Below are 22,723 nucleotides of genomic sequence, written 5' to 3'. Positions count from 1 at the left end.
GTCGTCCGGTGGGTGGGTCTCGGTACGCGCTGCGCGCTACTCGACCAGCATGGGCCGCCTGCTGATCGAGGAAACTCGCGGAGCGGGTCCTGCATGTTGATCGAGTAGCCCTCGGAGAGGGCGTATCGAGATCCACCGTCGTGCGGAGCGTGGGTCTCGATACGCGCTGCGCGCTACTCGACCAGCATGAGGCGATCGCTCAGTCGAGCGAGGCGAGCTCCTCCGGGGTCAGCTCGAGGTCGGCCGCCGTCGCCGAGTCGCGGATGCTCTCGGGGCGCGAGGAGCCGGGGATCGGGATGACGGTCGGCGACTTCGCCAGCTCCCAGGCCAGGCAGACGACCTGCGGCGACACGTCGTGCGCCTCGGCGACGGTGGCGAACGCCGCGAACGACGTGCCCAGCTCGGCGGCCGAGGTGATGCCGCCCAGCGGGCTCCATGGCAGGAAGGCGAGGCCCAGCTCGGCGCAGAGCTCGAGCTCCGGCTCGCTGGAGCGGAACTTCGGCGAGAACTGGTTCTGCACCGAGACCAGGCGGTCGCCGAGGATCCCGTGCGCCTCGCGGATCTGGTCCGGGTCGGCGTTCGAGATGCCGGCGCGGAGGATCACTCCCTCGTCGAGCAGCTCGGCGAGCGCGCCGATCGAGTCGGCGTAGGGCACCTCGGGGTCGGGGCGGTGGTACTGGTAGAGGCCGATCGCGTCGACGCCGAGGCGCTGCGCGGAGGCGCGGGCCGCCTCCTTCAGGTACTCGGGGCGGCCGTCCTGCGTCCAGACGCCCGGCTCGGGGCGGAGGTGCCCGCCCTTGGTGGCGACGAGCACCCCGGAGGTGTCGCCGCCGTAGCCGCGGAGCGCCTCGGCGATGAGCAGCTCGTTGTGGCCGAGGTCGGCGTCGCCGCCCTGGTGGTAGGCGTCCGCCGTGTCGATGAGGGTGACGCCGGCGTCGAGGGCGGCGTGGATGGTGGCGATCGACCGCTCGCGGTCGGGGCGGCCCTCGATCGACATCGGCATGCCGCCGAGTCCGATGCTGCCGACGCTGATGTCGCCGATGCTGCGCTGCTTCATGGGTTCTCTTTCCGAGTAGGGGGTGTCATGGGAGGGGAGATCGTCATGCTGGTCGAGTAGCCCCGCAGGGGCGTATCGAGACCCACCGTCACCAGCAGGACGGGTCTGCGGACTCGTCTTCCGGCGGTGGTGGATCTCGAGACGCCCGCTGCGCGGGCTACTCGATCAGCATGAAATGCACACGGCGCGCGGGCTACTCGATCAGCATGAAATGCGCCTGCTGCGCGGGCTATTCGATCAGCATGGGATGCGCCCGCTGCGCGAGCTGCTCGATCAGCATGAACGGGGGAGCGCCCCGCTCGATCAGCGGGGCAGGCCGCTCACCAGGCGTAGTCCTCCGGCGCCGTGCGGTGGCCGGGGAAGATCTCGTCGAGGCGGGCCAGGTCGGCCGGCTCGAGCGCGATGTCGACGGCCGCGACGGCGCTCTCGAGCTGCTCCATGGTGCGCGGGCCGGTGATCGGACCGGTGACGCCCGGCTGGTGCAGCAGCCAGGCGAGCGCGAGCTCACCCGGCGCGATGCCGCGCTCGCGGGCGAAGGCCTCGTACTGCTCCAGCGCAGGGCGGTTCTTCTCGATCGCCTCGAGCGAGCGGGCGGAGGCGCGACGGCTGCCCGACTCCGTCTTCTCGATCACGCCGCCGAGCAGTCCGCCCTGCAGCGGCGACCAGGGGATGACGCCGAGCCCGTAGTGCTGCGCGGCGGGCAGGACCTCGCGCTCGATGTCGCGCACGAGCAGGTTGTAGATGGACTGCTCGGAGGAGAGGCCGGTGAAGCGGCGGTCGCGCGCCGCCTCCTGTGCCTGGGCGATGTGCCAGCCGGCGAAGTTGCTCGAGCCGACGTAGAGGACCTTGCCCTGCTGCACGGCGACCTCCATCGCCTGCCAGATCTCGTCCCAGGGCGTCGTCCGGTCGACGTGGTGGAACTGGTACAGGTCGATGTGGTCGGTCTGCAGGCGGCGCAGGCTGTCGTCGAGCGCGCGGCGGATGTTCAGGGCGGAGAGGCGCCCGCCGTTGGGCCAGGAGTCGCGGCCGCGCTCGGCGCCGGGCGCGGCGTGCTGCTCCATGTCGCCGTAGAGCTTGGTCGCGAGGACCGTGCGTTCGCGGCGCTCGCCGCCCCGGGCGAACCAGCGGCCGACGATCTCCTCCGTCGCGCCGCGTCCGCCCTCGCCGCCGTAGACGTTCGCGGTGTCGAAGAAGTTGACGCCGAGCTCGTGGGCGCGGTCCATGATCGCGAACGAGTCGGGCTCGCTCGTCTCCGGGCCGAAGTTCATGGTGCCCAGGACGGCGCGGGAGACGGACAGACCGGTGCGGCCGAGATTCGTGTACTGCATGTCTCCAGTTGACGCCTCCGCGGGCGCGCTGTCCAACAGGCGTCGGCGATGGGATTCAGCGGGGGAGGAGGTTAATCGCCGTGCGGGTTAGAGTCTGGGAGTGGCATCGAAGACGACTCAGCGCATCGTGATCGTGCTCGCGAGCACCCTCCTGCTCGCCGGCTGCACGTCGGCGGCGGACGTTCCCGACGCGGCGCCGACCGCGGACTCCGGAGCGGCGAGCTCCGCGACGGCCGCGAGCGCCCCCAGCGCCGAGGCGGTGTCGGCCGGTCCGCGCCCGGTGCCGAGTGTCACGCTCGCCCCGGTGCCCGTCGGCGCGACCGAGGAGTGCGTGATCTCCCCCCTCGGCACCGCCGGCTCGATCGGCGACGTCGACCTCGAGGTCGTGCGCGACGGCGGGACCCGCGAGGGAGCGGCGGGGACGGCGCGCACCGCGACCGATGGGACGCCCGCCGCGTACGTGGTCGCCGCCGGCGACAACCCGGCGCTGATCGCCGACCGCTTCTGCGTGAGTCCCGACTACCTCGACGCGCTCAACTCCGTGCGCCGCGACGGCGTCACCCTGAGCAGCCTCTACGGCGGCGACACCCTCAACCTCAGCCCGTCGACGGTGCTGACCGTCGGCGACCAGAACGGCCGCGTCCTCGACAACGCCGAGCCGGAGCCGCTGCCGGTGCAGGCCGGCTGAGCGCGGCGCTCCCCACCGATCGAGCAGCCGCCGTGCATGCCGATCAACGCGCCCGCCGGCCCATGCTGATCGAGTAGCCCTCGCAGAGGGCGTATCGAGATCCCGCGTCACCGGGAGTCGGGTCTGCAGTCCCGCCCTGTTGAGGGTGGTGGGTCTCGATACGCCCCTGCGGGGCTACTCGACCAGCAGGGGAGCCTCGTGCTGATCGAGTAGCCCGCGGAGCGGGCGTATCGAGATCCCCCACCGTCAGAACCTGAGGCTGCTGACCCGCCCTGCTGAGGACGGCGGGTCTCGATACGCCCCTGCGGGGCTACTCGACCAGCATGCAGGCGGGCGTCTCTTCCCAGTGGATCCTGCGTGGTCAGAGCCCGATCACGCCGACGAAGAGGGCCGAGAGCGCCACGGTCGCAGCGAAGCCGGTGGTCCGGGCGCGGCGCTTCGCCGGGTCCTCGAGCCAGGGGAGGGCGGGCCAGCGCACCACGGCTCCGAACGTCCCGGCCGCCGCCAGCGCCACGAGGGCGAACCACGGCACGAGGGTGACGAGCGTCCAATCGGCGAGCACCCGCGCCAGCAGCAGCACGAGCGCCGATTCGACGCCGCGGGTGAGCACGCGCAGGCGGTCGCTGTCCAGGTGCTTCGCGGTCCGGCGCCAGGGGATGCTCCCGAGCGCGAAGCGGCCGACGGTGAAGACCGTCACGGCGAGGGCGATCAGCGTCGCGAGGATCATGCCTCCTCCTCCAAGACGTGGGCGAGCAGGTCGAGGCCGAGCCGGTCGACCGAGGTCGCAGTGCTCGAGTTGACGAAGACGGCGACGCCGCGCTCCCGATCCATCGCGAGCTTGGTCGCGTAGCCGGCGGTGCCGCCGTTGTGCCAGGTCGTCTCTCCGCCGTCGGCCGCCGGGGAGGTGAACCAGGCGAGACCGATGTGGTCGCCGTCGCCGGCGTCGAAGCGGGGACCGAGGACGGTCGCGGCCGGGACGCCGAGCGCCGGGTCGTCGATGAGCAGGGCGCTCGCGTACCGCGCCATGTCCTCGGCGGTCGAGCGGACGCCTCCCGCCGGCGCGTAGCCCTCGAGCGTCCACGGACCGACCGCACGGCCGCTCTCGGAGTGGCCCGTGGGCGCGTCCGGCGCGAGGGCGTCCGCCGAGACGGGGACCGAGCTGCCGGTCATCCCGAGCGGCGCGAAGATCCGCTCGCGGACCAGGTCGGCGTAGTCGGCTCCCTCCGCGCGGGCGACGGTCTGCCCCAGCACGGCGACGCCGAGGTTGGAGTACGCGACCTCCTCCGCCCCGCCGCCACCGGCGCTCGCCGCCTGGCGCAGGACGTCCTCAGGCGAGAACGTGGCGTACGGATCGACGCCGCGCAGCTGCGCGACGAGCGTCGCCGCCAGATCGAGCGGGGCCGAGGAGAGTCGCGGGAGCCCGGAGCGGTGACTCGCCAGCTCCTCCAGCGTGCCGTCGAAGCCGCCCAGCTCGGCGTGGTCGCCGGCCCGGTCGTCGAGGGCGACCGTCCCCGCGTCGGCGCTCTGCGCGAGGAGCAGTGCGGTCATCGTCTTGGTCACCGAGCCGATCTCGACCTCGGAGCTCGCGTCGGCGCCGAGACCGGCGAAGCGGACGCCGTCCGGGGTGACCACCGCGGCGACCAGCCGGTCGCGGGTGCCGTCGGCTCGCTCGGACAGCCACTGCGCGATCGCGGCGTCGCCGGTGCGCTCGGCCGAGAGGCGGGGCGCATGCGGGCGCAGCAGCACGCCGCTTGCGAGCACGGCGACGGCCGCGGCGGCGGCGATCAGGCGGGTGCGGGTTCTCATCGGGGACCTCCGGCGGCGAGCAGGATCGTCAGCAGGGGAACGAGGCGCGCGGGCGGGATGCCGTATCGGCCGCGCCCGCGCGCCTCGAGCCAGCCCGCCGCGACCAGCTGGTTGACGTGGTGGTAGATCTGGCCGGTCGTGCCGGCGCCCTCGCTCTCGGCGAGCTGCGCCACCGTCTCGACTCCGCCCGCCACGGCCTGGAGGAAGCGCAGGCGCACCGGGCTGCCCAGTGCGGCCAGCGCCGCCGGGCCCGGGCTCGAGCCCCAGTCGCGCTCGAAGAACGCGTCGGTGCTGAGGCCGTACTGCCACTCGACCGGTCCGGCCGGAGTGGCGACGGCACCCGCGAAGACGACCCCGCCGGGCGCGGGCAGCCGCTCCTTGAGCGCGCTGAGCGCCCAGAACGGATCGTCGTGCGCCGGGTCGGCCGCGATACTGCCGGGCGTCGCGACGAGCGCGGCCCCCTCGAGCCGCTCGAGCCGCTCCCGCAGCTCGTCGAGCTCGACGGCGAGATCACGTTCGGAGGTCATGCCTCCACTATTGCAAACATTCCGTAATCCCGGAACCCGGGCTTTGCCCACTCCTCTAGAGTTGTCGTACTCGACCACTGAGTCCGACCACCTCAGCGGACTCGAGGGCGCCCACGGCGGTGCACCCGCTCCACTCCTCGAAAGTTGCAGTAGTCGAGCGCGACTACCGCAACTTCTGGAGACTCATGCGGACGAGCTCGACACGGGCGACTCCTCCAAAGTCGTGGTAGTGGAGCGCGACTACCGCAACTTCTGGAGACTGGTGCGGGCTCTGCGGACGCGCGCGGGCCCTGCCGCGGGGCCCCGCGGGCCGCCGGCGAATGCGCGAACCGAGTCCTCGAAAGTTGCGGTAGTCGAGCGCGACTACCGCAACTTTTAGAGACTCGGCCGGGTGCGCCGGCGGGCGGTGCGGGCCACTCCTCGGAAGTTGCGGTAGTCGAGCGCGACTACCGCAACTTTTGGAGACTCGCGCAGAGGAGACGGTTAGGCCGGAGGACGGTGCGGGCGACTCCTCCGAAGTTGCGGTAGCGGCGTGCGATTACCGCAACTTCTGGAGAGTGGTGCGGGCCCTGCGGACGCGCGCGGGCCCGGCCGTGGGGCGCGGGTGAACGCGCGCGTCGAGTCCTCGAAAGTTGCGGTAGTCGGGTGCGACTACCGCAACTTTTGGAGAGTGGGGCGGGCTCCGGAGAGCGCCCCTCAGGCGAAGCGGGAGGGCAGCACGGCGCCGTTCACGGCGCGCAGCTCCTCGAGCGGCACGGTGAAGAGGCCCTGGACCTCGACGACGGGCGACTCGGCGTCGGTGACGCCGATCCGGAGCACCGGGTAGCCCCGGCCCTCGCACAGGCCGCGGAACTTCACGTCGTCCTCGCGCGGCACCGAGACGAGCACGCGGCCGGTCGACTCCGAGAAGAGGGCGGCGGTCGCATCGACGCCGTCGCGCTCCATCAGCTCGTCCAGCCAGATCCGCACGCCCACGCCGAACCGCAGCGCGGACTCGGCCAGCGCGACGACGAGGCCGCCGTCGGCGAGGTCGTGCGCGGAGGCGATCAGCGACTCGGTCGAGCCGGCCGCGATGAGCTCGGCCAGCGCCTTCTCGGCCGCGAGGTCGAGTTGCGGAGGACGGCCGCCGAGGTGGTCGTGCACGGTCCCGGCCCACGCGGAGCCGTCGAGCTCGTCGCGGGTGACGCCGAGCAGGTAGACGTTGTCGCCCTCGTCCTGCCAGCCGGAGGGGATACGGCGCGCGACGTCGTCGATCACGCCGAGGACGCCGACGACGGGCGTCGGGAAGATCGGCACGTCGCCGGTCTGGTTGTAGAACGAGACGTTGCCGCCGGTGACGGGGATCTCGAGCTCGAGGCACGCGTCGGCGAGGGCGCCGACCGCCTCGCGGAACTGCCACATCACCTCGGGGTTCTCGGGGCTGCCGAAGTTCAGGCAGTCCGAGACGGCGACGGGCGTCGCTCCGGTGACGGCGACGTTGCGGAACGCCTCGGCGAGCGCGAGACGCGCGCCCTGCGCGGGGTCGAGCTGGCACCAGCGGCCGTTGGCGTCGGTGGCGACGGCGAAGCCCAGTCCGGACTCCTCGTCGACGCGGATCATGCCGCCGTCGTCGGGGTAGCTCAGCGCGGTGTTGCCGAGCACGTAGCGGTCGTACTGCGAGGTGATCCAGCTCTTGTCGGCGAGGTTCGCCGAGCCGAGCAGCGCGAGGGTCTCGGCGCGGAGGGCGTCGCCCTCGGTCGAGCGCGGCAGTCGCGAGGAGGAGTCGGCCTGCAGGGCGTCGAGCCAGGCGGGGTAGGCGATCGGGCGCTCGTAGACCGGGCCGTCGACGGCGACGGTGCGCGGGTCGACGTTCACTATCTCCTCGCCGTGCCAGTTGATGATGAGGCGGCCGGAGTCGGTGACCTCGCCGAGCACGCTGGTCTCGACGTCCCACTTGCGCACGACCTCGAGGAACGCGTCGAGCTTCTCGGGGCGGACGACCGCCATCATCCGCTCCTGCGACTCCGACATCAGGATCTCCTCGGCCGTCAGCGAGGGGTCGCGCAGCAGCACCGAGTCGAGCTCGATGAACATGCCGCCGTCGCCGTTCGAGGCGAGCTCGGAGGTGGCGCAGGAGATGCCGGCGGCGCCGAGGTCCTGGATGCCCTCGACCAGGTCGTCGCGGAACAGCTCGAGGCAGCACTCGATGAGCACCTTCTCGGCGAAGGGGTCGCCGACCTGCACGGCCGGGCGCTTGGTCGGGCCGCCGTCGGCGAAGCTGTCGGAGGCGAGGATCGACGCGCCGCCGATGCCGTCGCCGCCGGTGCGCGCGCCGAACAGCACGACCTTGTTGCCCACGCCGCGGGCGTTGGCGAGGTGCAGGTCCTCGTGGCGGAGGACGCCGACCGCGAGCGCGTTGACGAGCGGGTTGCCCTGGTAGACGGAGTCGAAGTAGGTCTCGCCGCCGATGTTCGGCAGGCCGAGGCAGTTGGCGTAGAAGGAGATGCCGGCGACCACGCCGTGCACGACGCGCGCGGTGTCCGGGTCGTCGATGTCGCCGAAGCGCAGCGCGTCCATCACGGCGACGGGGCGGGCGCCCATCGAGATGATGTCGCGGACGATGCCGCCGACGCCGGTGGCAGCGCCCTGGAACGGCTCGATGTAGCTGGGGTGGTTGTGGCTCTCGATCTTGAAGGTGATGGCCCAGCCCTCGCCCACGTCGACGACGCCGGCGTTCTCGCCCATGCCGACCATGAGGTTCTTCTTCATGGCGGGCGAGACCTTCTGCCCGAACTGGCGGAGGTACATCTTCGACGACTTGTAGGAGCAGTGCTCGCTCCACATCACCGAGTACATCGCCAGCTCGCCGCTCGTGGGGCGCCGGCCGAGGATCTCGCGGATGCTCGCGTACTCGTCGGGCTTCAGCCCGAGCGCCGCGTAGGGCTGCTCCTTCTCGGGAGTGGCCGCCGCGTTCGCGGTGGTGTCGGGAACGGCGATGCGGGCGTCTGCGGTGCGGCTGTCTGCCATGTGCTGGAGGCTCCAGGAGAGAGGGTGGGGATGCGCGACGATCCTACCGGGGCGGGCGCTCGCGCCTCGGGGGCGCCCTCCGGGCCGACCCGCCCGTCGTCCGGGCACCGCCTAGGATCGGCCGGGTGGAGCGGGGGATCGGCACGGAACGGGGAACGGGCGCAGCGCGAGCCGTCAGCACGGCGCGCGGGATCGGCACGGCGAAGACCGCGGCCGTCCTCGCGACCCTGCTCTGGGCGCTCTACCAGTGCTTCGGCAACCTCGGCGCGGCGAACATCTCCTCGGACGAGCCCGTCTACCTCTCCGCCGGCTGGAGCTACCTGCACGGCGACATGACGCCCAACCTCGAGCACCCGCCGACCGCGAAGTACCTGATCGGACTCGCGCAGGTCGTGCTCGGCGAGGGACTGCTCGCCGGGCGGATCGCGGCCGGCACGGTGACCCTCCTCACCGGCGTGATCCTGTGGTTCTGGCTGAAGCGCGAGCTCGGCACCGTCCTGGCGCTGATCCCGGCCGGGCTGTTCCTCCTCTTCCCGCGGACGACGGCGACCGGCGGCACCCGGATCGACCGGCTCGCGCTCCTCGAGCCGTTCATGGTGCTCTTCGCGGTCGCCGCGATGGCCGCCGCCTGGGCCTGGGCGCGGCGCGGGGCGGCGGGGGAGCGGGGCGGCTGGTTGATCGGGTTCGCCGGCCTCCTCTTCGCGCTGTCCGTCACCTCGAAGCTGACGACGCTCGTGCTCGCGCCGGTCTTCCTCCTGCCGCTGCTGATGATCCGCGACCGCCGCCGGGCGCTCCGGGGCTTCGCCGCCTTCGCGCTCGCCTTCCTGGTGACCGCCGTGCTCGCCTACCTGCCGGTGCACCCGGTCGAGGCGATCCGCTACCTGCTCGACTTCCAGAGCGAGCACAACGCGAGCGGGCACATGATCGACGTCGCGGGAGCCCCGTACCGCTTCCCGCCGTGGTGGGCGAACCTCTGGTTCATGCTGTCGGGCGTCGGTCCGGCGGCGCTCGCCGTGCTCGTGCTCGGCGGGCTGCTGGCGCTGCTCGCGCCGCGGCGGCTGCTTCTGGTGCTCTACCTGGCGGGCGCGACGCTGCTCCTGCTGGTCTTCCACCTCCTGATCAGCGCGGTCGCGCTGCCGCACTACTACGTGGCGTGGGCGTGGCTGCTCTGCGTGCTGGCCGGAGTGGGGATCGCCGAGGCGCTGCGCGACGGGCTCGTTCTGCCGTGGCGGATCGCGCGGCCGGTCGGCGTCGTGCTGCTGGCGACCTCGCTGGTGATCGCGGCGGCGACCTCGGTCGGCATCGCTCAGGAGCGGGCGACCGGGATCGCGCGGGTGGCGGGCGTGCTGCACGAGCGCGGGCTCGACGGCGGGCTGGTGCTGGTGCAGGGGATGTCGTCGGGGGTCTACGTGCCCTACATCGGCGATCGGTTCACGACCGATCCTTCCTCGGAGGGCGTCGTCGCGATCGCGATCGAGGAGTCGGCGCGCTTCCCGCTGGACCCGCGGGTCGTGGCGTACCTGGCGACCGATCCGACCGTGGTGCAGCTGGACGAGCTGCGACTGGTGCTCACCGACGGGCCGCTGCCGGCCGAGTGACCGGGGTGCGCTGCACAACATGAGTTGAGAAGAGGGTGCCTCCGCTGTGGGGGGAGGGACCCCCTTCTCAGCTGATGTCGTGCGCGGAAGCTCGTGCTCAGGCGGAGCGGCAGGGCCCGGAATCGACGGTCGCGGTCAGCGCCGGCGCCTCGGCGGCCACCGGGCCGAGCACCGAGAGCGGGATCGCGTAGCCCACGTTGGCGACCGAGGCGGCCTTGCCGAAGACCACGCCCGAGACGGTGCCGTCGAGGGAGAGGAGCGGTCCGCCGGAGTTGCCCTGGTTCACGAGGGCCGCGAGCGTCAGCACCTCGCGCGAGGTCGGCGCGCCGTCGACCATCAGCGAGACGGTGGCGTCGGAGGAGATCTGCGCCGCGCCGAGGGTCAGCGGGCCGCCGAACGGGTAGCCCGCCACCACGCCGTCGTCGCCGGCCACGACCGCGTCGTCGAGGGCGAGCGGTGCGGCGGAGAGCCCGTCGACGGCGATGACCGCGAGGTCGGCGGCGGCGTCGAGGTAGACGACGCGGCCGGTGCGCGGCGGCTCGTTCGGCGCCTCCACCACGGGCTCCGAGACTCCGGCCACCACGTGCGCGTTGGTGATCACCCGGTCGTCCGAGACGACGAAGCCGCTGCCGGTGACCCCGACGTCGCAGGCCCAGGCGGTGCCGGAGACGCGCACGACCGAGTCGGTGGCGGTCGCGACCTCGGGGTCGTCGGTCGCGACGCTGGGGATGACCGGCGCCTCGGTCGGGGCGTCGAGGGCCTCGACGACCCAGGAGGTGCCCTCGTCGACGACGGTCGACTGCAGCTGCGCGAGGAAGCCGCGGACCGGGTCCGGCGTCAGGTCGTCGATGGTGCGGATGACGGTGGAGCCCGCGACGGAGGTGGTGACCAGCGGGACGCCGAGCAGCGACACGGCGGAGGTGACGGCGATCCAGACCAGGCCGGTGATGGCGACGCCGGCGACGCCACCGGCCAGGCGGTCGAGGAGGCCGAGCTTCACCTTGTCGGCGCCACGGCCGAAGACCGCGCCGATGGTCGCGCCGAGCGCGTAGCCGAGGCCGAGCGACAGCACGGCGGTGCCGATCACGGCGAGCAGGCGCCACTCGCTGCCGGCCGCCCACGCCGAGACGGCGGGGACGGCGAAGGAGGCGGCGATCGCGCCGGCGACGACGCCCGCCAGGCCGCCGAGCGTGCGGAGGAAGCCGCGGCGGAGGCCGTCGACGAGCGCTCCGATGAGGCTCAGCACGACGATGGCGTCGACGATCACGGATGCGCCCATGCGGAACTCCTCGCGGTCGGGTCCTCCAGCATGACCGACGCCGCATGCGGGGACGCCCGGAGGAGCCTGCGAGTCGCGGGCGCTGCCTGCTGGTCGAAAGGACGCGGCTGGGCCGCGACATGCAGGTCGAAAGGACGCGGCTGTGCCGCGCCATGCTGGTCGAGAGGACGCGGCTGGGCCGCGACATGCTGGTCGAGTAGCCCCGCAGGGGGCGTATCGAGACCCACGGTCCGCAGAAGGGGGCCTGCAGACTCCTGTTGTGGCGGTGGTGGATCTCGATACGCCCGCTCCGCGGGCTACTCGATCAGCATGATGTGCGGATCTTCTTGGAGGAGACGCCCGCAGCCATGCTGGTCGAGTAGCCCCGCAGGGGCGTATCGAGACCCGCCGACTTCAGGAGGCCGGGTCTCCAGGCTCCTGTTCTGGCGGTGGTGGATCTACTTGGAGGAGACGCCCGCGGTCATGCTGGTCGAGTAGCCCCGCAGGGGCGTATCGAGACCCGCCGGCTCCAGAAGGGCGGGTCTGCAGGCTCCCGTTCCGGCGCTGGTGGATCTCGATACGCCCGCTGCGCGGGCTACTCGATCAGCATGATTCCCCGAAGACGCGCCTCCTCCGAGGGCTCTCGCGCGATCTAGAAGAACGAGATGCAGTACGGCGCCGCGATCGGCGCGAAGAAGCGGTCGACGCTCTCGTGGTCCGCCTCCGCCAGCGTCACCGCGCCGGCCCGCGCCAGCGTGGACGGGCGGGCGGAGCCGAGCAGCAGTGTGCCGAGGTCGGCGACGTCGAGCGACAGGGTCGGCGCGTCGTCGCTGCGCTCCACCCGGCCCTCGCCGCCCTCGACCGTGATCCGGTAGGTGCCGTCGACGAGCCCGAGCTCGTCGCGGACCGCGAGCACCAGGGTGCCGTCGCTCGTCCAGGGTCGTGCGCCGAACGCCGCCGCCACGTCGAGCACGCGGGTCCAGATGAGGTCGGAGACGGTGGTCACCGAGACGACGCGCGCGTCGCGCAGCGCCCAGGTCAGCGGGTCGTCGAGGGGCGCCATGTCCCAGGTGACGGTCGAGGCGAGGTCGACGGCGCCGAGGAAGCCCCAGAGCCCGAGGTAGGCGTCGGAGGTCGCGGCCACCAGGTCGACGACCTCGAGGGTGCGATCGTCCTCGTCCGGCCCGACGGCCTTGTAGGTGACGTAGCCGTCGAGCTGTCCGTCGGCGTCGAGGTGCACGGCCGAGCGGACGGCGCGGCCCGGAGCGGTCTCGCCGGGCTCGGTGCCGACGGCGTTCGCCGCGTAGCGCGACTGCCGGGTCAGCGAGCCGGGGGTGCGCGCGTGGAAGGCGCGGAAGACCTCCTCCACCCGCGACTGCAGCCAGGTCGTCGCGACGACCTCGACGCGGCCGGCCGGCTCGACCTGCAGGGCGAAGCGCGGGCCGGTGTCGACGCGGATCGAGCGGGTGAACGCCGAGCGGCCGAAGCCGAACCGGCGGTAGATCGAGGCCTCACTCGCGGTGAGCACGGCGACCGCGGCGCCCGATTCGCGGGCCAGGCGCAGGTCGTCGGTGATCATGGCGCGGAGGATCCCGCGGCGGCGGTGCGTGGCGCGCACGGTGACCTGCGAGACGAGGTGCGCGGCGAGCTCGCGCCCGCGGCCGACCTGCAGCGACCCGGGGAACGCGGCGTAGGTGGCGACCGGGACGGACTCGCCGTCGATGCCCTCGGGGGAGGCGGAGTCGTGCACCGCGGTCAGCTCGCGCTGGTCGGCGACCATGTGCTCGGCCCAGTCGCGCCACTGCTCCGGCGTGTACTCCTTCTCGTGGAAGCCCGCGTTGATCGCGGTGCCCCAGGCGGCCGTGGCGGCGTCGGGCACGCCCTCGGCGGTCAGGGCGGCGGGGAAGCGACGGAATTCGAGACCGGGAAGGGACATCCGTCCAGCTTAGGCACCCGGCCTGCGCGGGTGCTGCGGGGGTAGGAGCGGCGGTCGCTGGGTACGTGCCCGAGGTGGGTCAGAGCGCGCGCCAGCGCTTCTCCAGCGCGTCGTCGACGGCCTCCGCCAGCCCGGCGAGCGCGGCCGGGTCCGGCGCCGCCGCCACGACCCGCGCGCAGGCCGCCGCGATCACCGCGCGCCGCCGCGGCAGCGTCGCGGTGAAGCCGCAGTCGCGCAGCAGCAGGAGCACCCGCTCGGCCGGAGCCTCCACCGCCGGCGCCAGCAGCAGCCGCCGCTCGAACGGCGCCTCCGGCACCATCACCCGCCAGAACCCCGCCGCGTCCTGGAACGCCGCCGGCGGATCCGGCACCCGGGCCAGCAGCGCGAGCGCCGCGGCGAGCCCGTCCACGTCCCCGCGCGCGACGAGCCCGCGCAGCCGCGACTCGACATCCGCCCCGGGACCCGGCCCGAGCACGACCGCGGCGAGCGCGCGCGCGTCGAGCCGTCGCTCCGTCTCCTCGTCCGGCACCGTCTCGTCGGCCGACCACCACGAGAGCAGCGGAGTCGCCGCCACGGCGAAGTCCCCGGGCCGCCGCTCCAGCGCGATCAGCAGATCCTCCGAGGCGGCGAGCGCCACCAGCGCGTCGACGTCGACGGCGAGGATCGTCCCCGACGTCGAGGGCAGCACGAGGTGCCGACCCGACGGCGGCACGATCTCCGCCCGGGTCCGCGCGCCGGGCCCGCGGGTGCTCGCCCGGAGGATCGCCGCCTCCAGCGTGTCCGAGCCCGCCCGCGCCGCATCGCCCCCGAAGATCCGTCCACCGCGCGCCATCCCGCCACGCTACCGTCGGCGGCATGACCCGCCTCGTCGCCCTCCTCCGCGGAGTGAACGTCAACGGCCGCACCGTCCGCAGCGCGGACCTCGCCGCCACTGTCGAGAGCGTCGGCGGCACGGCCGTCCGCACCGTGCTCGCCAGTGGCAACGCCGCCTTCGACTCCGACCGCGACCCCGCCGAGCTGAAGCCCGCGCTCGAGGCGGCCCTCGGCGAGCGCTTCGGCTACGACGCCTGGATCGTCCTCGTCACGCAGGAGGCGCTCGCCGCGGCGGCCGCCGCCTACCCGTTCGAGCGCATCGACGAGACCGCGCACCCCTACGTCGTCTTCGGCTCCGACCCCGCCGCCCTCGACGCGGCCGAGTCCGCGATCGGCGCGACCGACCCGGCCGTCGAGCTGCTCGCCCGCGGCGACGGCGTTCTCTACTGGCGCTGCCCGAAGGGCTCCTCCACCGACACTCCGGCCGCGAAGATCCTGGCCCGCGCCGTCTTCCGCTCGACCACGACGACCCGCAACCTCCGCACTGTGGAGAAGCTCGTCACCGCCTGAGGTAGGGACGCCCCGGCCCTTTCCGGCTGAGAACCTGCACATTCTTTGGTTAGGCTGTCCTTAGTGCTCGGCGTCCACCGCCTGATGCGCGCCACGACCACAGCCTTCCGAAAGGGAACAATGCCCCGCGCCACCAAGCCGCTCGCGCTCGTCGCGACCGCCCTGCTCACCGTCGGCCTCGCCGGCTGCTCGTCCGCCGCGGCCGGCTCCGACACCGCCGACTCCGGCTTCGAGCCGATCACCATCGAGCACGCGCTCGGCACCACGACCATCGAGTCGCAGCCGGAGCGCGTCGCGACCGTCAACTGGGCCAACCACGAGGTCCCGCTCGCGCTCGGCGTCGTCCCGGTCGGCATGGCCGCCGCGAACTTCGGCGACGACGACGGCGACGGACTCCTCCCCTGGGTGTCCGAGAAGCTCGAGGAGCTCGGCGGCGAGACCCCCGTCCTCTTCGACGAGACCGACGGCATCGACTTCGAGGCCGTGGCCGACACCCAGCCCGACGTGATCCTCGCCGCCTACTCCGGCCTCACGCAGGAGGACTACGACACGCTGACCGAGATCGCGCCCGTCGTCGCCTACCCCGAGACCGCCTGGGGCACCTCCTGGCGCGACACCATCACCTTCAACAGCGAGGCGATGGGCATGGCCGACGAGGGCGCCGCGCTGATCGGCGAGCTCGAGACCGAGATCGAGGAGAAGGTCGCCGCGCACCCGCAGCTCGCCGGCGCCTCGGCGATGTTCCTCACCCACGTCGACCCGACCGACCTCAGCCAGGTCAGCTTCTACACGACGCACGACACCCGCCCGGCCTTCTTCGAGGACCTCGGCCTGACCACGCCGGAGAGCATCGCGACCGCCTCGGCCACCACCGACGCGTTCTCGCTCACCCAGAGCGCCGAGCAGGCCGACGCGTTCAACGACGTCGACGTCATCGTGACCTACGGCGACGACGAGCTCGTGAACACTCTCAAGGCCGACCCGCTGCTCTCGCAGATCCCGGCCGTCGCGAACGACGCCATCGTCCGCCTCCCCTCCACCCCGCTCGGCACCGCCGCGAACCCGACCCCGCTGTCGATCTCGTACGTGCTCGACGACTACCTCGCCATGCTGGCCGAGGCCGCGGACAAGGCGGAGTGATCCACTCCCGCCTGACTGCGTGAGCTCCGATCGCGTGACCCTCACCGCACCTCCCGCCTCGGGTGTCGCCGCCGTGCGGCGCCCGAGGCGTCTGCGCGCCCTGTGGCTGCTCGTCTCGCTCCTGGTGCTGGCCGGGGTCGGCGTGCTCTCGGTGCTGATCGGCTCGCGCGACGTGGTGTGGAGCGACGTGGTCGCCGCGCTCGGCGGCTCGACCGACGGCTTCGCGCAGGCCGCGGTCGCCAAGCGCCTCCCGCGCACGGTCCTCGCCGCGATCGCCGGCGCCGCGCTCGGGGTGGCCGGCGTCCTGATGCAGGGCGTCACCCGCAATCCGCTGGCCGACCCCGGGATCCTCGGCGTCAACACCGGCGCCTCGCTCGCGGTCGTCACCGGCATCGTCTTCTTCGGCCTCTCCACCGCGACCGGCTTCATCTGGGTCGCGATCGGCGGCGCGGCCGTCGCCGCCGTCTTCGTCTACGTCGTCGGCTCGCTCGGCCGCGGGGGAGCGACGCCGCTCAAGCTCGCACTCGCCGGCGCCGCCACCTCGGCCGCGCTCGTCTCGGTGATCAGCGCGATCGTCCTGCCGCGCGCCGACCTCTCCGGCGGCATCCGCTCCTGGCAGATCGGCGGAGTCGGCGGCGGCACTTTCACGAGCATCGGCCAGGTCCTGCCCTTCCTCGCCGTCGGACTCGCGCTCTGCGTGCTCTCGGCGAAGAGCCTCAACACCCTGGCCCTCGGCGACGAGCTGGCGGCCGGCCTCGGCGAGCGCGTGGCCCTCGCCCGCGGCGCGGCGGCCCTCGGCGCCGTCGTCCTCTGCGGAGCGACCACCGCGGTCACTGGGCCGATCGGCTTCGTCGGCCTGGTCGTCCCGCACGCCTGCCGCCTCATCGTCGGGGTCGACCACCGCTGGCTGCTCCCCTTCTCCGCGGTCGCCGGAGCGGTCCTGCTGATCGGCGCGGACGTCGTCGGCCGGATCGTCGCGCGCCCGAGCGAGATCGACGTCGGCATCATCACCGCGCTGATCGGCGCTCCCGTCTTCATCGCGATCGTCCGCCGGCAGAAGGTGCGCGAGCTGTGACCGCCGTGCAGTCCCGCCCGGCCGCCCGCGCCGCCGCGCCCTCCGCCACCGCGCTCGCCGTCGCGGCCGGCCGCCGCCGTCGCGGTCGCCGTCGCCGCGCCGTCGTCGCCGTGCTCGTGGCGCTGCTCGTCGTCGTCTTCGCCGTCTCGCTGATCGTCGGGCAGACGATCTACTCGCCGTCCGAGGTCGTCCGGGTGATCCTCGGCGAGCAGGTCCCCGGAGCCTCCTTCACGGTCGGGCGCCTGCGCCTGCCGCGCGCGATCCTCGGCCTGCTCGTCGGCCTCTGCTTCGGCCTCGGCGGCGTCAGCTTCCAGACCATGCTCCGCAATCCGCTGGCCAGCCCCGACATCATCGGCATCAGCGCCGGGGCGAGCGCCGCCGCAGCCTTCGCCATCGTCACGCTCTCGCTCGGAGCGACGCAGGTCTCGGTCCTCGCGATCTCGGCCGGCCTCCTGGTCGCACTCGTCGTCTACGCGCTCTCCTACCGCAGCGGAGTGGCGGGCACCCGGCTGATCCTGATCGGGATCGGCGTCGCGGCGATGCTCGACAGCGTCACCGCCTACGTGCTCTCCCGCGCCGCCGCCTTCGACTTCCAGGAGGCCAGCCGCTGGCTGACCGGCAGCCTGAACGGAGCGCGCTGGGCCGAGGTCGTCCCGGTGCTGATCGCCGTCGTCGTCCTCACCCCGGTGCTGCTCGCCCGCTCGCGCGACCTCTCCGGCACCCAGCTCGGCGACGACACCGCCTCCGCGCTCGGCATCCGGGTGAATCGCACGCGCCTCGTCGTCATCGTCGCCGCGGTCGGCCTGATCGCCTTCGCGACCGCGGCGGCCGGCCCGATCGCGTTCGTCGCCTTCCTCTCCGGCCCGATCGCCGCCCGGCTGGTCGGCCCCGGCCGCTCGCTGCTGATCCCGTCGGCCCTGGTCGGCGCGCTGCTCGTGCTCGTCGCCGACCTCGTCGGGCAGTACGCGCTGGGCCTGCGCTACCCGGTCGGTGTCGTCACCGGTGTGCTCGGCGCGCCGTACCTGATCTACCTCATCGTCCGCAGCAACCGATCGGGAGGGTCCCTGTGACCGCCGAGCACACCCTCACCGTCGACGCGCTCACCCTGGGCTACGGCGACCGGACCGTCGTCGAGGGCCTCGACCTCGTCGTCCCGCCCGGCCGGATCACCGCGATCGTCGGCGCGAACGCCTGCGGCAAGTCGACGCTCCTGCGCTCGATGTCGCGACTGCTGGCCCCGCGCGCCGGCACCGTGCTGCTCGACGGCAAGGCGGTGCACAGGACGCCGGCGAAGCAGCTCGCCCGCACGCTGGGCCTGCTGCCGCAGTCGCCGATCGCTCCGGAGGGGATCACCGTCGCCGACCTCGTCGGCCGCGGCCGCCACCCGCACCAGGGCATCCTCAGCCGCTGGAACGCGCACGACGACGAGGCCGTCGCCACGGCGCTCGACGCGACCGACACCGCCGCCCTCGCCGACCGCGCCGTCGACGAGCTCAGCGGCGGCCAGCGCCAGCGGGTCTGGATCGCGATGGCCCTCGCCCAGGAGACCGACCTGCTGCTGCTGGACGAGCCGACCACCTTCCTCGACGTCAGCCACCAGGTCGAGGTGCTCGACCTGCTCGTCGACCTCAACCGCAACCGCGGCACGACCGTCGTGATGGTGCTGCACGACCTGAACCTCGCGGCCCGCTACTCCGACCACCTCGTCGCCCTGGCCGGCGGCACCGTGCACGCCGCCGGCACCCCCGCCGAGGTCCTGACCGAGGACACCGTCCGCGCCGTCTTCGGCCTGGACAGCCGCATCATCACCGACCCCACCTCCGGCACCCCGCTGATGCTCCCGCTCGGCCGCCACCGCTTGACCACCGGCCCGGACGAGGCCGACCTGCAGCCCCTCGGCTGACCGCCCGGCCCGAGTCTCCTCCCAGCTGACGCGGCGCTGATCCGCCGAGTCGACGCGCAGTGGGGCCTGCTGCCCGGTCAGCGCCCATCCCGGGTCCACTCGCGGACTGCACCGCGACCGAGTGGACGCGAATCGGGGTTCGCAACCGAGCCGGGGCCCGGTCCGCGTCGGTTCGGGGGCGCAACGCCCGGACAGACTGCCTGACGAGCCGCGCAACGAAGGCCGAGCGCCCGGAATCGCCCGTGAACGCGCGGATCCGGTCGTGCAGCCTTCGTTCGGCAGGCGACTCCGCGGCCACCGGCGCGCACCCGCTGCGCAGACCCGCCGCGGCGCGCAGATGTCGGACGTGTAAACGGTTCCAGGCGGCGACCGGGGGGCGTATACGATACCCGGTGTCCGCGCGGACGGCCTGTCGACGGCGGAGCCCACCGCACCCGTGCCCCGACCAGAGGTCCTCCCCGCTGTGACTGCTTCACCGACGCGCCCCGACGCCTCCGCCCTCGGCCGGGCGAAGGCGCTGCTCTTCGACCTCGACGGGGTGCTCACCCCCACCGCCGACGTGCACATGCAGGCCTGGGCCCGTCTCTTCGCGCCGTACCTCGAGTCGCGCGGCATCGCCGGGGGCTACACCGACGCCGACTACTTCCGGTACATCGACGGCCGCCCCCGCTACGACGGCGTCCGGGCGCTCCTCGCCTCGCGCGGCATCACGCTCCCCAAGGGCGCGCCGAGCGACGACCCCGCGCTCGAGACCGTCTGCGGGCTCGGCAACCGCAAGAACGACGCCTTCAACCAGACCCTCGCCGAGAACGGCGTCGCCCCGTACCCCGGCTCGCTCGCCCTCGTCGACGCCGCGATCGCCGCGGGCGTCGAGGTCGCCGTCGTCACCTCCTCCCGCAACGGCGTGCCGGTGCTCGAGGCCGCCGGGATCCGCGACCGCTTCGAGGTCGTCGTCGACGGGCTCCTCGCCGCCCGCGACTCGATCGCCGGCAAGCCCGCGCCGGACACCTACCTGCACGCCGCGCAGCTGCTCGGGCTCACCGCCGCCGAGTGCGTCGTCGTGGAGGACGCCCACTCCGGCGTCGCCGCCGGCCGCGCGGGCGCCTTCGGCCTCGTCGTCGGCGTCGACCGCGGCGTCGGCCGCGACACCCTGCTCGAGCACGGCGCCGACATCGTGGTCGACGACCTGGCCGAACTGCTCCCCTTCCTCCCCTCCGCCCCCGCCCCCGAGGACGCCGCATGAACCCCATCACCTCCGACCCGCTCGACCGCAACCGCTTCCCGGTCGACGAGTGGGCCCTGATCGAGACCGAGTTCGCCACCGAGCTGCAGGGTCGCACCGAGACGCTCTTCGCCACCGGCAACGGCTACCTGGGCCTGCGCGGCAACGTCGAGGAGGGCCGCGACGGCTACGCCTACGGCACCTTCATCAACGGCTTCCACGAGACCTGGCCCATCCGGCACGCGGAGGAGGCGTTCGGCTTCGCCCGCGTCGGCCAGACCATCGTCAACGTGCCGGACGCGAAGATCATCCGCCTCTACGTCGACGACGAGCCGTTCGTGCTGAGCGAGGCCGACGTCCTCGCGTACACGCGCCGCCTCGACTTCGCCAACGGCGTGCTCACCCGCGAGCTGGAGTGGCGCACCCCCTCGGGCAAGCGCGTGCTGATCCGCTCGCGCCGCCTGGTCTCCTTCACCGACCGCCACCTCGCGATCCTCGACTACGAGGTCGAGATGCTCGACCACGACGCCTCCGTGCTGATCTCGAGCCAGATCCTCAACCGCCAGGACGGCGTCGACGAGTACCACGCGCCCTCGGGCAGCGAGGCCGCCGGCTTCGACCCGCGCAAGGCCGAGTCGTTCGAGGACCGGGTGCTGCAGCCGCAGCTCAAGCGGGTCAGCGGCACGCGCTACCTGCTCGGCTACCGCACCACCAACTCCCGGATGACCGTCGCCTGCGGTGCCGAGCACGTGCTCGAGACCGAGAACGAGTGGGACCAGACCTCCCAGATCGACGACGACCTCGCCAAGCACGTCTACCGCGTGAAGGCGAAGGCCGGCGTGCCGGTGCGCCTGGTGAAGACGCTGACCTACCACACGTCGCGCGGCGTCCCCGTGCGCGAGCTCGCCGACCGCTGCGACCGCACGCTCGACCGCGCCCGCGAGACCCCGGTGGAGGAGCAGTTCACCAAGCAGCGCGAGTGGCTCGACGACTTCTGGGTCCGCTCCGACGTGCAGATCGACGGCCAGCCCGCGGTCCAGCAGGCCACCCGGTGGAACCTCTTCCAGCTCGCGCAGTCGACCGCGCGCACCGACGGCGGCGGCGTCGCGGCCAAGGGCGTCTCGGGCTCCGGCTACGGCGGCCACTACTTCTGGGACACCGAGGTCTACGTCCTCCCGTTCCTCAGCTACACGGCGCCGCTCGTGGCGCGGAATGCCCTGCGCTTCCGCCAGAACATGCTCGAGGCGGCCCGCTCGCGCGCGGCCGAGCTCAACCAGCGCGGCGCGCTCTTCCCCTGGCGCACCATCAACGGCCAGGAGTCGTCGGCGTACTACGCCGCCGGCACCGCGCAGTACCACATCGACGCCGACATCTCGTATGCGCTGATGCAGTACGTGGGCGCGACCGGCGACGACGACTTCCTCGCCCGCGGCGCGATCGACATCCTGGTCGAGACCGCGCGGATGTGGGCCGACCTGGGCTTCTGGCGCAGCAACGGCGACGACCACTTCCACATCCACGGCGTCACCGGGCCGGACGAGTACACGACGGTCGTCAACGACAACCTGTACACGAACGTGATGGCCCGTTCGAACCTGCGCGCGGCCGCCCGCGCCGTCGAGCTGCTGAAGGCCGTCGAGCCGTCGGCCTACGAGCGGATGGTCGCCCGGCTGCTGCTGGACGAGGACGAGGTCATCGAGTGGGCCCGCGCGGCCGACAAGATGCACATCCCCTTCGACGCGCGCGCCGGCATCCACCCGCAGGACGCGGCGTTCCTCGAGAAGGAGCTGTGGGACCTCGAGAACACCCCGGCGACCAAGCGCCCGCTGCTGCTGCACTTCCACCCGCTGGTGATCTACCGCTTCCAGGTGCTCAAGCAGGCGGACGTCGTGCTCGCCTTGCTGCTGCAGGGCAACGAGTTCACGGCGGAGCAGAAGCGCGCCGACTTCGAGTACTACGACGCGCTGACCACCGGTGACTCGACGCTCTCGGCGGTCGTGCAGTCGATCATCGCGGCCGAGGTCGGCTACAGCGAGCTGTCGCGGCACTACTTCCTCTCCGCGCTGTTCGTCGACCTCGCCGACCTGCACCGCAACACGGCCGACGGCATCCACGTCGCCTCGACCGGCGGAGTCTGGAGCGCCCTGGTCTACGGCTTCGGCGGGATGCGCGACCACGGCGGGCGGATCACGCTCGACCCGCGCCTCCCCGACGACTGGGACCGCCTGGCCTTCCGCATCACGCTGCACGGCACGCGGGTGCGGGTCGAGGTGACCCAGGAGTCGGTGCTGCTGACCGTCGAGTCCGGCGACGCCGCGGCGATCACCGTCCGCGGCGAGCGCGTGCACGTCGAGTCCGGCAACCCGGTCCGCGTCGGCCTCGGCCACCAGGGCCCGCGCCTGACCGGCGCGCCGACCACCTCCGACATCGAGGGCACCCGCCGCTCGGACGGCACCGTCATCACGGCCTCCATCCCCACCATCTCGATGACCCCGGAGCCCGAGGTGCTGACGGGCCCGTAGCCCCTCCGCATCCTCCTGATCGGACGGCTGCGCCGCGTCCTTCCTTGCTGATCGGACGGCTGCGCCGCGTCGTTCCCTGCCGATCGGACGGCTGCGCCGCGTCGTTCCTTGCTGATCGGACGGCTGCGCCGCGTCATTTCATGCTGATCGAGTAGCCCGCGCAGCGGGCGTATCGAGATCCCCCACCGTCTGCACGCGGGGTCTCGATACGCCCCTCCGGGGCTACTCGACCAGCATGCTGCGCAGCGGGCTGATCGAGATCCGCCCACCGCAG

At 72.9% G+C, this 22,723-nt stretch carries 18 protein-coding genes; 9 read left to right on the top strand and 9 right to left on the bottom strand.

From position 1 onward, the window contains the following. Positions 1-199: 199 nt before the first annotated feature. The gene (locus HQQ86_RS13720; RefSeq protein WP_173288857.1) at positions 200-1,057 is read right to left on the bottom strand and encodes an aldo/keto reductase; all 858 of its coding nucleotides are present in this window, start codon (positions 1,055-1,057) and stop codon (positions 200-202) included. A gap of 320 nt (positions 1,058-1,377) precedes the next feature. Next, positions 1,378-2,385 carry an aldo/keto reductase gene (locus HQQ86_RS13715; protein ID WP_173288856.1) on the bottom strand — a complete coding sequence of 336 codons (1,008 nt, stop codon included), beginning with the start codon at positions 2,383-2,385 and terminating at the stop codon, positions 1,378-1,380. A gap of 100 nt (positions 2,386-2,485) precedes the next feature. On the opposite strand from HQQ86_RS13715, the gene HQQ86_RS13710 reads away from it, so the two are divergent. After that, positions 2,486-3,073 carry a hypothetical protein gene (locus HQQ86_RS13710; protein ID WP_173288855.1) on the top strand — a complete coding sequence of 196 codons (588 nt, stop codon included), beginning with the start codon at positions 2,486-2,488 and terminating at the stop codon, positions 3,071-3,073. A gap of 361 nt (positions 3,074-3,434) precedes the next feature. Here HQQ86_RS13710 and HQQ86_RS13705 read toward each other — a convergent pair whose 3' ends face one another. The 4 genes from HQQ86_RS13705 to purL form a co-directional block, all read right to left on the bottom strand. After that, positions 3,435-3,800: a hypothetical protein gene (locus HQQ86_RS13705; protein WP_173288854.1), complete on the bottom strand. Its 366-nt coding sequence runs from the start codon at positions 3,798-3,800 to the stop codon at positions 3,435-3,437. After that, a complete protein-coding gene (locus tag HQQ86_RS13700; RefSeq protein WP_173288853.1) occupies positions 3,797-4,879 on the bottom strand; it encodes a serine hydrolase in 1,083 nt (360 codons plus the stop codon). Before HQQ86_RS13700 ends, HQQ86_RS13705 begins: the two co-directional genes overlap by 4 nt. Beyond that, positions 4,876-5,406, bottom strand: coding sequence for a winged helix-turn-helix domain-containing protein (locus HQQ86_RS13695; protein WP_173288852.1), 531 nt, complete (start codon positions 5,404-5,406; stop codon positions 4,876-4,878). The genes HQQ86_RS13700 and HQQ86_RS13695 overlap by 4 nt, the downstream gene beginning before the upstream one ends. A gap of 696 nt (positions 5,407-6,102) precedes the next feature. After that, positions 6,103-8,412 (bottom strand): phosphoribosylformylglycinamidine synthase subunit PurL, encoded by a 2,310-nt coding sequence (gene purL, locus HQQ86_RS13690; protein WP_173288851.1) that lies wholly within the window; start codon positions 8,410-8,412, stop codon positions 6,103-6,105. A gap of 125 nt (positions 8,413-8,537) precedes the next feature. Between purL and HQQ86_RS13685 the strand changes: the two genes are divergently transcribed. Continuing rightward, positions 8,538-10,010, top strand: a complete 1,473-nt coding sequence (locus tag HQQ86_RS13685; protein ID WP_173288850.1) for a glycosyltransferase family 39 protein — start codon at positions 8,538-8,540, stop codon at positions 10,008-10,010. A gap of 97 nt (positions 10,011-10,107) precedes the next feature. Here the strand turns inward: HQQ86_RS13685 and HQQ86_RS13680 are convergent, their stop codons facing one another. From HQQ86_RS13680 to HQQ86_RS13670, 3 genes are all read right to left on the bottom strand, one after another. Then, on the bottom strand, positions 10,108-11,289 hold the full coding sequence (locus HQQ86_RS13680; protein ID WP_173288849.1) for a MarP family serine protease: 1,182 nt from the start codon (positions 11,287-11,289) through the stop codon (positions 10,108-10,110). Between the two features lie 631 nt (positions 11,290-11,920). After that, a complete protein-coding gene (locus HQQ86_RS13675) occupies positions 11,921-13,204 on the bottom strand; it encodes a GNAT family N-acetyltransferase (RefSeq protein ID WP_173288848.1) in 1,284 nt (427 codons plus the stop codon). Between the two features lie 79 nt (positions 13,205-13,283). Further along, positions 13,284-14,036, bottom strand: coding sequence for a DUF2254 family protein (locus tag HQQ86_RS13670; protein ID WP_173288847.1), 753 nt, complete (start codon positions 14,034-14,036; stop codon positions 13,284-13,286). Between the two features lie 23 nt (positions 14,037-14,059). Here HQQ86_RS13670 and HQQ86_RS13665 point away from each other — a divergent pair, with 23 nt between their 5' ends. The 7 genes from HQQ86_RS13665 to HQQ86_RS13635 all read left to right on the top strand — a co-directional run bounded on the left by HQQ86_RS13665 (position 14,060) and on the right by HQQ86_RS13635 (position 22,449). Further along, positions 14,060-14,587, top strand: a complete 528-nt coding sequence (locus tag HQQ86_RS13665; protein ID WP_173288846.1) for a DUF1697 domain-containing protein — start codon at positions 14,060-14,062, stop codon at positions 14,585-14,587. Between the two features lie 120 nt (positions 14,588-14,707). After that, the gene (locus HQQ86_RS13660) at positions 14,708-15,727 is read left to right on the top strand and encodes an iron-siderophore ABC transporter substrate-binding protein (RefSeq protein WP_173288845.1); all 1,020 of its coding nucleotides are present in this window, start codon (positions 14,708-14,710) and stop codon (positions 15,725-15,727) included. A gap of 19 nt (positions 15,728-15,746) precedes the next feature. Continuing rightward, entirely contained in the window at positions 15,747-16,802 is a 1,056-nt protein-coding gene (locus tag HQQ86_RS13655) for a FecCD family ABC transporter permease (RefSeq protein ID WP_367948659.1), read from the top strand. 5 nt (positions 16,803-16,807) lie between these two features. Continuing rightward, positions 16,808-17,872: an iron chelate uptake ABC transporter family permease subunit gene (locus HQQ86_RS13650; protein ID WP_173289385.1), complete on the top strand. Its 1,065-nt coding sequence runs from the start codon at positions 16,808-16,810 to the stop codon at positions 17,870-17,872. After that, a complete protein-coding gene (locus HQQ86_RS13645; RefSeq protein ID WP_173288844.1) occupies positions 17,869-18,705 on the top strand; it encodes an ABC transporter ATP-binding protein in 837 nt (278 codons plus the stop codon). The genes HQQ86_RS13650 and HQQ86_RS13645 overlap by 4 nt, the downstream gene beginning before the upstream one ends. 463 nt (positions 18,706-19,168) lie before the next feature. Further along, the gene (locus HQQ86_RS13640; RefSeq protein WP_173288843.1) at positions 19,169-19,948 is read left to right on the top strand and encodes a beta-phosphoglucomutase family hydrolase; all 780 of its coding nucleotides are present in this window, start codon (positions 19,169-19,171) and stop codon (positions 19,946-19,948) included. Further along, the gene (locus HQQ86_RS13635; RefSeq protein WP_173288842.1) at positions 19,945-22,449 is read left to right on the top strand and encodes a glycoside hydrolase family 65 protein; all 2,505 of its coding nucleotides are present in this window, start codon (positions 19,945-19,947) and stop codon (positions 22,447-22,449) included. Before HQQ86_RS13640 ends, HQQ86_RS13635 begins: the two co-directional genes overlap by 4 nt. The last annotated feature ends 274 nt before the right edge of the window (positions 22,450-22,723 follow it).

The organism is Rathayibacter sp. VKM Ac-2857, from assembly GCF_013205025.1.
Lineage (GTDB): Bacteria > Actinomycetota > Actinomycetes > Actinomycetales > Microbacteriaceae > Rathayibacter.
Note: the sequence above shows the minus strand (reverse complement) of the source record. Positions and strands in the feature narration are given on the sequence as shown.